The sequence below is a fragment of the Flavihumibacter solisilvae genome, from assembly GCF_000814475.1.
GTDB classification, from domain to species: domain Bacteria; phylum Bacteroidota; class Bacteroidia; order Chitinophagales; family Chitinophagaceae; genus Flavihumibacter; species Flavihumibacter solisilvae.
In genome coordinates, this window is the sequence record NZ_JSVC01000024.1 from 35,086 (window position 1) to 47,921 (window position 12,836).

The 12,836-nt window shown below is 48.1% G+C and carries 9 protein-coding genes; 1 reads left to right on the forward strand and 8 read right to left on the reverse strand.

Features of this window, described 5'->3' with window-relative positions:
• Positions 1-45 precede the first annotated feature (45 nt).
• From OI18_RS19610 to fusA, 6 genes are all read right to left on the reverse strand, one after another.
• Positions 46-609, reverse strand: a complete 564-nt coding sequence (locus OI18_RS19610) for a DUF4126 domain-containing protein (RefSeq protein WP_039142989.1) — start codon at positions 607-609, stop codon at positions 46-48.
• 6 nt (positions 610-615) lie between these two features.
• Positions 616-2,799, reverse strand: a complete 2,184-nt coding sequence (locus OI18_RS19615) for a S9 family peptidase (protein WP_039142991.1) — start codon at positions 2,797-2,799, stop codon at positions 616-618.
• 22 nt (positions 2,800-2,821) lie between these two features.
• A complete protein-coding gene (locus OI18_RS19620) occupies positions 2,822-4,390 on the reverse strand; it encodes a M20/M25/M40 family metallo-hydrolase (RefSeq protein ID WP_240312805.1) in 1,569 nt (522 codons plus the stop codon).
• A gap of 63 nt (positions 4,391-4,453) precedes the next feature.
• Positions 4,454-6,736: a S8 family peptidase gene (locus tag OI18_RS19625; RefSeq protein ID WP_039142994.1), complete on the reverse strand. Its 2,283-nt coding sequence runs from the start codon at positions 6,734-6,736 to the stop codon at positions 4,454-4,456.
• 60 nt (positions 6,737-6,796) lie between these two features.
• Positions 6,797-7,231 (reverse strand): hypothetical protein, encoded by a 435-nt coding sequence (locus OI18_RS19630; protein ID WP_039142997.1) that lies wholly within the window; start codon positions 7,229-7,231, stop codon positions 6,797-6,799.
• Positions 7,232-7,293: 62 nt separating this feature from the next.
• Positions 7,294-9,438, reverse strand: coding sequence for an elongation factor G (gene fusA, locus OI18_RS19635; RefSeq protein WP_039143000.1), 2,145 nt, complete (start codon positions 9,436-9,438; stop codon positions 7,294-7,296).
• Positions 9,439-9,759: 321 nt separating this feature from the next.
• Here fusA and OI18_RS24725 point away from each other — a divergent pair, with 321 nt between their 5' ends.
• Complete coding sequence (locus OI18_RS24725) at positions 9,760-10,221, forward strand: hypothetical protein (protein WP_052273414.1); 462 nt, start codon at positions 9,760-9,762, stop codon at positions 10,219-10,221.
• Positions 10,222-10,499: 278 nt separating this feature from the next.
• Here OI18_RS24725 and OI18_RS19645 read toward each other — a convergent pair whose 3' ends face one another.
• Positions 10,500-11,069, reverse strand: coding sequence for a gluconate 2-dehydrogenase subunit 3 family protein (locus tag OI18_RS19645; RefSeq protein WP_039143002.1), 570 nt, complete (start codon positions 11,067-11,069; stop codon positions 10,500-10,502).
• 29 nt (positions 11,070-11,098) lie between these two features.
• Positions 11,099-12,820 (reverse strand): FAD-dependent oxidoreductase, encoded by a 1,722-nt coding sequence (locus OI18_RS19650; RefSeq protein ID WP_205410077.1) that lies wholly within the window; start codon positions 12,818-12,820, stop codon positions 11,099-11,101.
• Between the last annotated feature and the right edge of the window lie 16 nt (positions 12,821-12,836).

The following is a 12,836-nucleotide window of genomic DNA, read 5'->3' on the forward strand; positions in this document are numbered from 1 at the left end:
CCAGGGTTGGCCGGAAAAGTTACCAGAACGAAGGTTTCACGGGTGTCACTTCGGGAGCCTTTTAATAAGAGCAACCACTAAATATACGACCAGGCCGATCGTCAGGATAGCTGCTAGTACCGGGACCAGCAGACTTGCGATAGTTCCGCCAGCAGCGGCCAGGTTCTCGCCGGTAGCCAGTACGGCATTGCCGGTTCCGGCTGTGGTCTTGGTACTCAGCAGGCGCAGGAACCCCGTTCCGGCCTGGATTATGCCCGCAGTTCCTCCACCGGCTATCAAGCCAAGGCCCCACCGTAAAAGTGGATCCATACCCCCAAGCGGCAGGAACGATGCTGCCAGCACCGTTCCTGCCACTACTGCGAGAGGGGTTGCAATTGCGTCGAGCAGGTTATCCACGAAAGGAATGTAATAAGCCAGCACTTCGAGCACGGCGGCTGTTCCGAAGCTGATGATCGCCGTCAGGCCAGCCATCCACTGCATCTCCGGGTTCAGGGGGATCCAGCCGAAATAAGCCGCCACCGACGCTCCAAGCAGGGGCAGGAATACCCTGAACCCGCAACAGGCACTCAGGGCAATTCCCAGGCAAACCGCGCTGATGATCGGATACATGGCTGATTATTTACCTCCCGGCGGACAGTTCTGCCTCAGGAAGTTGGTATATAATGTCCTCAGGTGTTCTATTGTTCCTTCCCCTTCTGAAATGCTGTGGGTACGGTTGGGGTAACTCATAAGCTGGAACTGCCGGTTGTTCCGGATAAGCTCGTTTATCAGCATTTCCGCATTGTTATAGTGCACATTATCATCTCCCGTTCCATGGATATAAAGAAGCTTGCCGACCAGGTTTTTGGCATAAGTCAGGGGCGAACCTTTTATAAAATCGTCCCGGTTTTCCTGTGGCAGGCCCATATACCGCTCCTGGTAAATATTGTCATAGGTAAGCTGGTTACCTACTGCCGCTACCGCAATGCCGGTTTTATAGATCTCAGGGAACTGGAACATCAGGTTGAGCGTGGCTGAACCGCCGCCGCTCCAGCCCCATACAGCCACCCTGGACGAGTCGACATAGGACCATTTCAGCACTTCCTTTGCCGCCATCGCCTGGTCCCGGGTATTGACCAGCCCGATCTTCCGGTACACAATCTTCCTCCATGCCCTGCCTTTGGGGACCGGCGTTCCCCTGTTGTCAACAGACACATAAATGTAACCGTCACCTGCCATATCACCATTGTAGAGGAAATTCTGGCCGATGCCATAGGTGTCTTTCACCGTCTGGCCCCAGGGTTCCGTGTATACATAAAACACAACGGGATACTTTTTGGATGGATCAAAATTTTTTGGCTTTGCCACCCAGGCGTCCATCTCCACTCCTTCTTCGGTCCGGATCTTAATGAATTCGACACCGGGTGACTTCGGACGGGAAGTGGCCAGCAATTCACTTATGGATTTACTTCCTTTCAGGGGCTTCCCGTCTTTCACGCTGATCCATTCCTCAGCCGGGGTGGTATAGTGGTTGTTGAACTGGTGTTTTGCATATAAGGCTCCCGGTGAAATATTGTATTCATGGGTTCCCGGTTGGTCGGCGGGGGTAACTCTTTCAGCTTTGCCTTTACCATCAAGCCTGGAACGATAGAGATACAATTGGGTGGCATTTTCGGGTGATGCGAGGTAGTACAAATAGTTACCCGGTTCGTCAATAGCCACGAGATCCATGATATCCAGGTTCCCTTTGGTAACAAGCGTCTCCTTACCTCCATCCCGGCTGATCCGGTAGGCATGACGCCACCCGTCCTTCTCACTTACCCACAAGAACTCCTTACCACTTTTCAGCCAGTCCCACCGGCCATTTGCATAGTCCTGGTCCCACGATGGCAGGATATCTATCCACGCACTGTCCCTTTCTTCATAGATCAGCTTAGCATTGCCGGTAGCGGCATTCACCTGGAATAACCGGGAATGCTGCTGCTTGCGATCAAGGTGCTGCACAATCACTTCATCGGTACCTGGTACCCATTCCATTCTCGGCGCATAACTGCCCAGTTTTTCGTCGTAAGGCAGGTTCATCCATTTTGTACCGGCAGCATCAGCACTCACCACTCCAATCCGGAAAGGGGAAGGCTTCTCTCCTGCCACCGGGTACTCTACCGGAACAGCTACCGGGTAGATCGAATCGGTGTTGTTCACCATCAGGTAGTCTTTAGTACCTGTTGCATCTATTTGCCAGAAGGCTATTTTTTTGCTGTCAGGACTCCACCTGAATCCATCACGGCAGAAGAACTCTTCTTCATATGCCCAGTCGAATGTACCATTGATCAGTTTTCGGCTACCGTCAGTCGTTAGCTGGGTTATCCTGTTGTTTGACAGGTCTTCGGAGTAAAGGTTATTACCTGAAACGTAGGCAATCTTCTTACTATCGGGTGAGAACTTTGCAAACATCAGTGATGACCCGGGCAGGGACGCTCCTGCGCGGGTTACTCTTTTTGTGGCGATATCGTACACATAATAATCACCCTTTGTCCAGTAGCGCCATACCCTGCGCGAATTGGTGTAGATCAGCACTTTTTGCCTGTCGGCCGAAAACGAATAACTGATTACAGTCAGCGGGTTGGCGGAGCCTTCTGGTTTCAGGTCATCCTTATTGATAAATACAGATGTTTCCCCGCCGGGTAACTCTGTAAATGTAATTGACCCGTCTTCCGAATGCTGGTAATAGCCTTTGCCATCAGCAGCCCACTGGAAACCATTTTGCGCGCCGGCAATACCGGAAAAAAATAACGAAAGAAACAATACCAGGTACCTCATGTTGTTCAAATTTTACTTCAGTTTAATTCACACCGCCTTTACGGGTTGGGGTTCTTTTTGCGGGCCAGGTGCCGGGTTTGCCGGTCTGCGGATTTACCGGCAGTACGATCTGGTCGCGTTTTGTTTTCTGTGGATCTTCACTCGCCATATAAGCCATGATTGCTGCGAGAATCGCATTGCTGCGCACATCATCAAATACTATCTTATCATAAGTATCGCGGTTTGTATGCCAGGTATAGGAACCGTATGACCAGCTCAGTGAACTAAGTGAAAATGCCGGTGCACCTGCAGCTACAAAGGATGCGAAATCGGAACCGCCTGTTCCAGGTGATCCCGGGAACCGGGTCTCGATCGGGTCTTTGATGTTTGCCGGTACTACTGACAGCCAGCGGCCCAGGTATTCATATGAATGGAGGAAACCCTGTCCTGCGAGACTGGTAACCCTTCCGGTTCCATTATCCTGGTTGAACACTGCCTGGATATTACTTACGATTTCCGGGTGATCTTCGACGAATGCACGTGAGCCGTTCAATCCCTGCTCTTCGCTTCCCCAGTGACCAACCAGGATCGTCCTTTTGGGATTGGGATATAATTTCTTCAGGATCCTTGCGGCTTCCATCATCACAAGTGTACCGGTTCCGTTATCTGTTGCACCTGTTCCTCCATCCCATGAGTCGAAGTGGGCAGAAAGGATCACATATTCATCAGGCTTTTCGGTTCCTTTGATCTCAGCAATAGTATTGAAAGTAGGAACGGTTCCTTTTTCTTTGGAATCCGAGCGTACCGTAATTTTTGGTTTGTTGCCCGATTCGGTCAACCGGTACAGCAAGCCATAGTCTTCCAATGCGATATCGATTGTCGGAATCTTCTTGGTGTTAGCGCCGAAGATCTTGTTCACACCAAATCCATTTGACCAGTTGCTCATGACAATACCCACAGCACCTGCTTTTTCCAGGGCCTCTGCCAATGTTCGGTTGTTCATGCCTGTTTTGGAGATCCGCTTGCGCCATGCTTCGGTCTGGGCAGTCCTCTCCTTCTTCATTTTCTCAAATGATTCCTTGGTAGCGAATTCCTGCCAGTTGTAGTCGGGACGCCCGGTCGGTTGGTTCATGGAGATCATCACGAATTTCCCTTTTACCTGGGGCAGCCATTGCTGGAAGGCTATTGAATCCTGCACGTCGGGAATGATAACCAGTTCTGCAGTTACTGATTTTCCTGCTGTGGAGGGACTCCATGCGAGTTGCATCCCTTCAAGCGATTTCACTCTCGGGTGAACCATATCGATATGTGTAACGCCCCTCTCCCATCCACGCCATTCACCCCATTTTTCATTCCTGGCCGTAATGCCCCATGTCTTGTATTTTTCTACTGCCCAATCATGTGCCTGCTGCATCTGTGGTGAGCCGACCAGGCGCGGACCGATCACATCCATCAGTTCGTGAGCGAGTTTCTCGAGTTGGGAGTTTTCAGTTGCCTCCTTTACTATTCCTGCTACTATAACAGAATCGGGAGTTTGTGCAAATGCCTGTTGCAAATTCAGGAGTGCGATCAGCATGATCAGCCTGAGGGTCCTGTACATACGAAGTTTCATTTGATGATTTATTCCATTGATTCCCGAATGTATAAAAAACCCTGATACGGAAGCCCCTGTATATTAACGACCAATCAGCAGAGGTTGACTTATGCTGTAGTTCTTACCTGTTATCCTCATAAAGTAAATACCAGGGGCGAAATAATTGAGGTAAATTATTTGCCTGGAAACTATTGGTGAAGCGGGCAGTTTGAATTCACTTACCCGCTGACCGATACTGTTGTACATAAGTAGGGTAAGAGGGGTTTCGGAATTGTATTCTGCAATCACGAATTGAAAAGCGGGATTGGGAAAAAACCTGAAATGGTACGGGTTGCTGACCCTGGGATCAGTAGGAACTACCGTTACTTCACACACGTTATTCTGACAGAATAAGGAATAGTCAGTTATTTCACCACTCAGGGCACGGAAAGCATCGATCTTCCCCCAACCTGAAACATTGTTTGGAAGCGGACCATTCAGCAGCGTATAGTCGTCAGCGTAAGCTGTGGATTTGATCCTGTTGATAACGGAATCACGGATGAAGTCCGGGTACTTCTCCCAGATCATGGCTGCAACACCGGCAGTGATCGGGCTCGCAGCACTTGTTCCACTAAAAGCCTGGATGTCTGTATCAATAATAAATTCATGATCAAGGAAGTCGTCCATCCGCGATCGCGGCGTTAAAACATTCTCACCGGGCGACAAGATATCCGGCTTGATCCGTCCATCGAGCGTGGGACCATGGCTCGTGAAGTAAGTCAGCTGGCAGGGCTGGTAACCATAAACTACTTTATTCTGTCTCTTGTTCACGTAACAGCTTCGGATATTGTATGCACCCGAAGACAGAACAGAAAAAGCATGTGAAGGAATATTTGTAGTATACCCGTTATCGGAACTATTATAGGTCGGATCATCGGGATAAGGATTGTTCCCAAAGAAATATATAGGATGCAGATTCCAGAATGGGTACCAGGCATGCACTGTACCGGTTCCTTTAAAAATAAAGCGATACAGGTGGTCATCGAAGATGACACCATTGGTACCGGACGTATGGTCATCGGTAGTAATGATCAGCTCATCATAATCATCATTATAGGAAGAAGCAGTGAAGGTGATGGTGGAAGAAGGGTTGCCGTTGGGCAATTTACTATCGAAGGAAAGTGGCATGGGACTACGGACAAGATCTGCAATGTTTATATATGGCGTCTGGTAATACACGGAATCCGGACTGATATTCGGCCGGTTGATGTCACCCAGTTTTGCCTCACCAATCGAGATAGAAAGCGTGGATGAGAATTGCTTCGGAACAGTCACATAAAGGGATGCTTTGTACGCACAACGAAAGAAGCCATAACTGGAATCTTTATGGATCGGGAAGCCACCCCAGTGTTTCCAGGTGTTGCCATTGTTACCGGCCGAAACACAGATCAGCAGGTCGTTGCGTTCGGCACAAAAGTTATCGATTGCTCTTTCCACCAGGGTTTGCCCGTCGTGCGGACCACCATCCATTACCCCAAGACTGATATTGATCACGCATTTCTTTTTCTGTGCCTTTGCTTTCGAATAAATAAACGCGATGGCATCAATTACCCGGTCAGAACGAAGCAGGGTATCTGCAAATGCTGTAAGGGCCACAGAGATGATCTCTGCATTTGTTGCTACACCGTTTTTTCCGGCAGCCAGCCCTGTTACCGGTGTACCATGACCGCCGTAACCGAAACGCTCCTGCATGCTCCACCTGGCAATTTGCTGGTTCTGAAATTTTCGCACGTACTGATCGATTGAGTCCGGCGCCCAGACATGCCCGTATAGATATCCTTCTGGTGGCGTACCGGCGTAGTCCATATTCCAAAGTGTCTTTATGCGTGTCTTACCCGTGGCATCCATAAAATCCGGATGCGTGATGTCAATGCCATCATCTATTATTCCCATTATAACATTGCTGCCGGAATAGGACTTGTCCAATGGGTTCAATCCACCCAGCACCTTATCAACACCAGTCACTTTTTTTATGATGGTGTCGGTCTTAACCAGCAATAGGGGAAGTTCGATCCGCTTTATGGATGGCGAAGCAGCCAGCCGCTCAACCTGGTCGATCGGGATGTCTGCTGTAGCGATGTTATTTGTCCTGGTGCGTATATGGATTTCCGTGGGTGGCAAAGCAACCAGTTGTGCCTGGTCTGTGAACTCTATGAAAACCGAAACGAAACTGCCGGTTTTGGTGTTGGATATGAAACGCTGGTCTTTCTGTTCCGTTGCCAGGAAGTGTTTGAGCGTAGCCCCCAATTTGGAAGCAGGTTTAACCTGGCTATAACCTGCATAAAACAGAAGTAGTAAGAGCCAGGTGACCGGCGCTTTCCTCATATCAGTAGTTTCACTGCTGACAAAGCGGATGTGTAATCCGATGCATGAAGGAAATTGAGTTTATTTCTTATCCAGCATTTGCTTCAGTCGCTTTATATCGGCCATCTCTTCCGGGGAGAACGATTCATTGAGCTGGAATTTTGACTGAAGGAACAGTCCGCGTTTGTGATTGGGGTAAGCTGCTAACAGCCTTTCCAAAGTTTCGCCGATGGAGGAGTCTTTAGTAACCACAGGCGACCTGGTGATCTCAACAGGTTTGACCTTATCGGGCATGCGCTTGATAATAGTTTCGATAGCAGCCAGTTTGCCGGGGGCGATGCCTTCAATCTGCGAGGCCTTTGCATGCAGCCCGATCAGTTGTTTCTTGCTTAAGGTTCCCCATTTCAGGTAGTGCTTATACAGGCTGATGATAAACGATGAAACAGGATAGGCAATGATGCAGTCTTCGAGAACTGTATTGATGATATCGATGGAAGGTTTACCTGCTTTCGTCATTCGGCAAAGATAAAAAAAGGGCTGTCTTTAGACAGCCCTCTATATTGCTTAAACTTCTATGCTTATGCGTTCACTTTGCCCTTCACTTTCGCGATCACTTCTTCAGCGATGTTGTTTGGTGCAGGTGCGTAGTGAGAGAACTCCATGGTTGAAGATGCACGGCCTGAAGACAGGGAACGCAACTGTGTTACGTAACCGAACATTTCGCTCAGGGGCACTTTCGCCTTGATCACCTGTGCATTGTTACGGCTGTCCATACCTTCCATCATACCACGACGACGGTTAAGGTCACCGGTTACATCACCCATATACTGGTCAGGGGTAACCACTTCAACTTTCATGATCGGCTCCAGGAGTTGCGGCTTCGCTTTGCGGGCAGCTTCACGGAAACCTTGCTTCGCGCAAAGTTCGAATGACATTGCGTCGGAGTCAACCGCGTGGAAGCTACCGTCGAATACACGGACCTTCATACTAACAACAGGGTAGTTAGCCAGAACACCATTTGACATTGCGAGCTGGAATCCTTTCTGGATAGCCGGAACGAATTCGCGGGGGATGGAACCACCGAAGATATCGTTTACGAACTGGTAACCCTGGCCAGGGTTTGCAGCCAGCCACTCTTCGTCAGCAGCACCGAGTTCGAACACGATGTCGGCGAATTTACCACGACCACCGGTTTGTTTTTTCAGTGTTTCGCGGTGCTCAACTTTACCAGCGAATGCTTCTTTATAGGCAACCTGGGGATTACCCTGGTTAACTTCAACTTTGAATTCACGCTTCATACGATCAACGATGATCTCGAGGTGCAGTTCACCCATTCCACTGAGGATAGTCTGGCCTGTTTCTTCGTCGGTACGTACGCGGAGTGTAGGATCTTCTTCAACGAGCTTGGCGATAGCCATACCCATTTTATCCACGTCAGCCTGTGTTTTAGGCTCAATCGCAACAGAGATTACAGGTTCAGGGATGAACATGTTCTCCAGAACGATCGGATGGTTTTCGTCGCAGAGGGTATCACCAGTTTTGATTTCCTTGAAACCTACTGCCGCACCGATATCACCGGCTTCGATGAAATCGATCGGGTTTTGCTTGTTAGCGAACATTTTCATGATCCGGCTGATACGCTCTTTCTTGCCGCTACGTACGTTCAGCACATAAGAACCTGCGTCGAGGTGACCAGAGTATGCGCGGAAGAACGCAAGACGACCCACGAAAGGATCGGTCATAATTTTGAAAGCCAGGGCTGCGAAAGGTTCTTTAGCATCCGGCTTACGGCTGATCGTTTCGCCATTCTCAGGATTGATACCTTCGATCGCGTCGATGTCAACCGGGCTTGGCAGGTAACGACAAACCGCGTCGAGCGCAGTCTGAACACCTTTATTCTTAAATGAAGAACCGCACATCATCGGAACGATGCTGAGATCGATAGTCGCCTTGCGGATCGCTTCATGCATTTCCACTTCGGTGATTGAATTCGGATCTTCGAAGAATTTTTCCATCAGGGTATCATCGTATTCAGCAACGGCTTCAACCAGGTGAGCTCTCCATTCTTCAGCTTCTGCTTTCAGGTCTTCCGGAACGTCGATTTCATCGAAAGTCATTCCTTCAGTCTCCATGTGCCAGATGATCCCTTTCATTTTGATCAGGTCTACCACACCTTTAAAATTGTCTTCAGCACCGATGGGGAGCTGGAGGGGAACTGCCTTTGCACCGAGCATTTCCTTCACCTGCTTAACCACGTTTAGGAAGTCTGCACCGGAACGGTCCATTTTATTTACGAAACCGATACGGGGAACCTTGTAGCGGTTAGCCTGGCGCCATACAGTCTCAGACTGGGGCTCAACACCGTCAACGGCGCTGAACAGGGCGATCAGACCGTCCAGAACACGCATAGAACGCTCTACCTCAACGGTAAAGTCCACGTGACCCGGGGTATCGATGATATTGAAAGCATATTTTTTTGTGTCACCTGTTACCTTACCTTTTTCGGTAGGAAAGTTCCACTGGCAGCTTACAGCAGCGGAGGTAATTGTGATACCCCTTTCTTTCTCCTGTTCCATCCAGTCAGTGGTAGCAGCACCATCGTGTACCTCACCGATTTTGTGAATCATACCTGTGTAGCGCAAAATACGCTCTGTAGTGGTGGTCTTACCGGCATCGATATGGGCCGCAATACCAAAGTTTCTTTGAAATCTTAAGTCTGCCATTGTTGTATGTTAAAAAGTTATGCACTTGATCTCCGGCCGTAAACAGGCCGCCAAATTGGGGGAAAATGACTAAAAAAGTCACGTCGCCTAATTTGGAGCGCAAAGGTAAGAAATCGAAATGAATTAACAGGAGTTGTTGATAAGTTAAAGAAAATATGAATCTGACGGGAAAGCCGGGGAAAGGGGAAACCAACACGATATCCACTTTTTGAAAATATGGCAAGAAATATTAACTGACATATTGGTAGTTCCCCACATCCTGTGTAAATTTAAAAATCTTTTTATTAACCCATTATTATTCACTCAAAATCACGAATTAATATGCCCACAAAAAAGAAGGCCGCTAAAAAAACACCGGCCAAAAAGGCAGTAAAAAAAGCAGTAGCCAAAAAGGTGGCTAAAAAAGCCGTTAAGAAGGCTGTGGTTAAAAAAGCAGTAAAAAAAGCGGTCGTAAAAAAAGCGGTAAGGAAAGCAGCCGTAAAAAAGGCAGTAAAAAAGGCGGTGGTTAAAAAAGCGGTGAAGAAGGCCGTAGTAAAAAAAGCGGTAAAAAAGGCCGTAGTGAAAAAAGCCGTGAAAAAGGCTGTTGTTAAAAAAGCCGTGAAAAAGGCCGTGGTAAAAAAGGCCATTAAAAAAGCAGCCGTAAAAAGGGCTGTTAAGAAAGCGGTAGTCAGAAGAGCGATTGCAAAGAGGGTCCTCCGCAATAAAGTGGCTGAAATTCTTCCTCAAATGCCTACAATGGAAAATCCGGAATCTGAGAGCAATTCTGAATCAGCTGCCAATTAACCATTCCACAATTGATATTGAAAGCCACCTTCGGGTGGCTTTTTTATGCCCATTATTTAAGGAATTCTATAATTGTTTGTAGGGTTTTGGTAGGGTTTTGGTAGGGTTTTGGTAGGGTTTTGGTTGCATAATAAGCCTATTATTAGCCTATTATTACCCAATGATAATCCTATCAATTTGATATGGAAACTGGAATGTAGAGGCATAAAAAAATAGTTCGCAGGATATCCTGCGAACTATTTATGAAATAAGTTCCCTGCGGGGAAATGTGCTTTTAATTAAGTCGCCCAGGCTTTGTCGCCTTTCTTATAAGGTATGCACCCTTCGTATTTGCCCGGAACGGGAACGTAACGAAGCGCCTGGGTCGCTCCCACTTCCGATGAGAAATAACCGAGCAGCGTCAGCTCCTTCATCAGCCTGAAGTAATGGGAAGGATCCTCCGCTTTCTTGTCCTTAGTATATGCTTTCTGTTCTTTGTCCAGTTCTGTAAGCAACTCTTTCTTTTGTGCAGCATCAAGGCTCATGAACCCTTTGCCGAACTTTTTATCGCTGGCAGTCTGCAGGGCAGCAATACCATCCACAAAAGCTTTCTGGTTCTTTTCCTCGTAGCAATCTGTCACCATCACTTTCATGAATGCACCCACCTGAGCAGCTTTGGCTCCCGGCGTGTCTGTAGTGGGAATGATGGTTTCCCCTACTTCATCCAGCAATGCGATCTCATCCGCGGTGAAATCTGTCGGCGAGCCTTTCTTGTCCTGCTGCTTACAACCGGAAAGAAAGAGACTGGAACCAACAACGGTTCCGCCCAGGATGACCGCCACTGCTGAAACGGCTTCTCTTCTATTCATATGTTTTTGTTTTCGGTTATTTATTACTGTTATAGATTTCCTTTTTTCAGTTCACTTACCGCATAGTCTGCCGCCCTTGCGGTTAGTGCCATATAAGTAAGTGAGGGATTCTGGCAGGCAGACGAGGTCATGCATGCACCGTCAGTAACGAATACGTTCTTTGCATCCCACACCTGGTTCCACTTGTTGAGAACAGACGTTTTCGGATCATGTCCCATCCGTGCCGTACCCATTTCATGAATCCCGTGCCCCATCGCATGACCACTGTCGTAAGTACTGATGTCCTTCACTCCTGCTGCTTCGAGCATATTGACCATTTCCTGCACAATGTCTTTCCGCATGGCCATTTCATTCTCCTTGAGTTCAGCGTCCATGGCCAATATCGGAAGTCCCCATTTATCCTTCTTTGTTTTATCCAGCTGGATCCTGTTCTCATGGTAAGGCAGGATCTCACCGAATCCCGTTGCGCCGATCGCCCAGCCACCCGGTTCAGTGATCGCTTCTTTCAATTCCTGGCCGATCGACATTTCTGCGATCTCGCGATGCCAGCCTGTTCTGCTTGCACCACCCTGGTACCCGAAACCCCGGAGGTAATCTCTCTTATCTCCATTAATATTTGCAAAGCGCGGGATATAAAATCCGTTCGCCCGTCGACCATAATAATACTTATCCTCGTATCCTTCCACACGGCCTGTAGCCCCGAGATTATAATGGTGATCCATTACATTGTGCCCGAGTTCACCTGAACTGCTTCCGAGTCCACCGTTCCAGACGTCTGTCGCGGAGTTGAACAATACCCAGGTCGAATTTAGTGCAGAAGCACAAAGGAAAACAATCTTTGCCCCAAACCTGTAAGTCTTGTTTGTTTCAGCATCCAATACTTCTACCCCATTGGCTTTTTTCCTGTCCTTGTCATACAGTACACTTGTAACAATTGAATATGGCCGCACAGTCAGGTTACCTGTCTTTTTAGCTGCAGGCAAAGTAGATGACTGCGTACTAAAGTAACCACCGAATGGACAACCCTCCCAGCACCTGTTGCGAAACTGGCATTGTGTACGTCCCGGAATTGGTGCTGTTAAATTCGCCACCCGCCCAATGATCAGGTGCCTGTCGCCTTTATATTTTGCTTTAAGTCTTTGCGCTACATCTTTTTCCACACAGTTGAGATCCATTGGAGGCAGGAACTGTCCATCCGGAAGATGTGGTATACCTTCTATTGATCCACTGATACCTGCAAAGCGTTCAACGTAATCGTACCATTCCTTTATATCGCTGTAACGGATAGGCCAGTCAATTCCATGACCGTCTTTTTTGTTCGCTTCAAAATCGAGGTCACTCCAGCGATAACTTTGTCTTCCCCAAAGTATTGACCTGCCACCCATCTGGTAGCTTCGCCACCAGGTAAAGGGCTTGATTTCCGTATATGGACAATCGTCTTCATTTGCCCAATAATCCATCACCGGTTCACTTAATGCCCATCCCCGTGCAATTACAGGAAAGTGTTTTTTCTGTTCGAGCGGAACCCTTCCCCTATGATGTATTTCCCAGGGATGAAGGTTGGCGGTTTTGTAATCACTCACATGTTCGAAATCACGGCCGCGCTCCAACATCAGGACTTTCAGTCCTTTTTCACAAAGCTCTTTTGCAGCCCACCCACCACTGATACCACTTCCTACAACTATGGCATCATAAGTGTACTGCTCCATGGCCTTGGCATTAATGTTCACATTGGTTGAATCTCCAGGCATATTGAGAATATTGTTT

Bases quoted from the DNA above. Each gene is read 5' to 3' on its own strand.
- OI18_RS19610 (WP_039142989.1), bottom strand. From the start codon at position 609: ATGTATCCGATCATCAGCGCGGTTTGCCTGGGAATTGCCCTGAGTGCC.
- OI18_RS19615 (WP_039142991.1), bottom strand. From the start codon at position 2,799: ATGAGGTACCTGGTATTGTTTCTTTCGTTATTTTTTTCCGGTATTGCC.
- OI18_RS19620 (WP_240312805.1), bottom strand. From the start codon at position 4,390: ATGAAACTTCGTATGTACAGGACCCTCAGGCTGATCATGCTGATCGCA.
- OI18_RS19625 (WP_039142994.1), bottom strand. From the start codon at position 6,736: ATGAGGAAAGCGCCGGTCACCTGGCTCTTACTACTTCTGTTTTATGCA.
- OI18_RS19630 (WP_039142997.1), bottom strand. From the start codon at position 7,231: ATGACGAAAGCAGGTAAACCTTCCATCGATATCATCAATACAGTTCTC.
- fusA (WP_039143000.1), bottom strand. From the start codon at position 9,438: ATGGCAGACTTAAGATTTCAAAGAAACTTTGGTATTGCGGCCCATATC.
- OI18_RS24725 (WP_052273414.1), top strand. From the start codon at position 9,760: ATGCCCACAAAAAAGAAGGCCGCTAAAAAAACACCGGCCAAAAAGGCA.
- OI18_RS19645 (WP_039143002.1), bottom strand. From the start codon at position 11,069: ATGAATAGAAGAGAAGCCGTTTCAGCAGTGGCGGTCATCCTGGGCGGA.
- OI18_RS19650 (WP_205410077.1), bottom strand. From the start codon at position 12,820: ATGCCTGGAGATTCAACCAATGTGAACATTAATGCCAAGGCCATGGAG.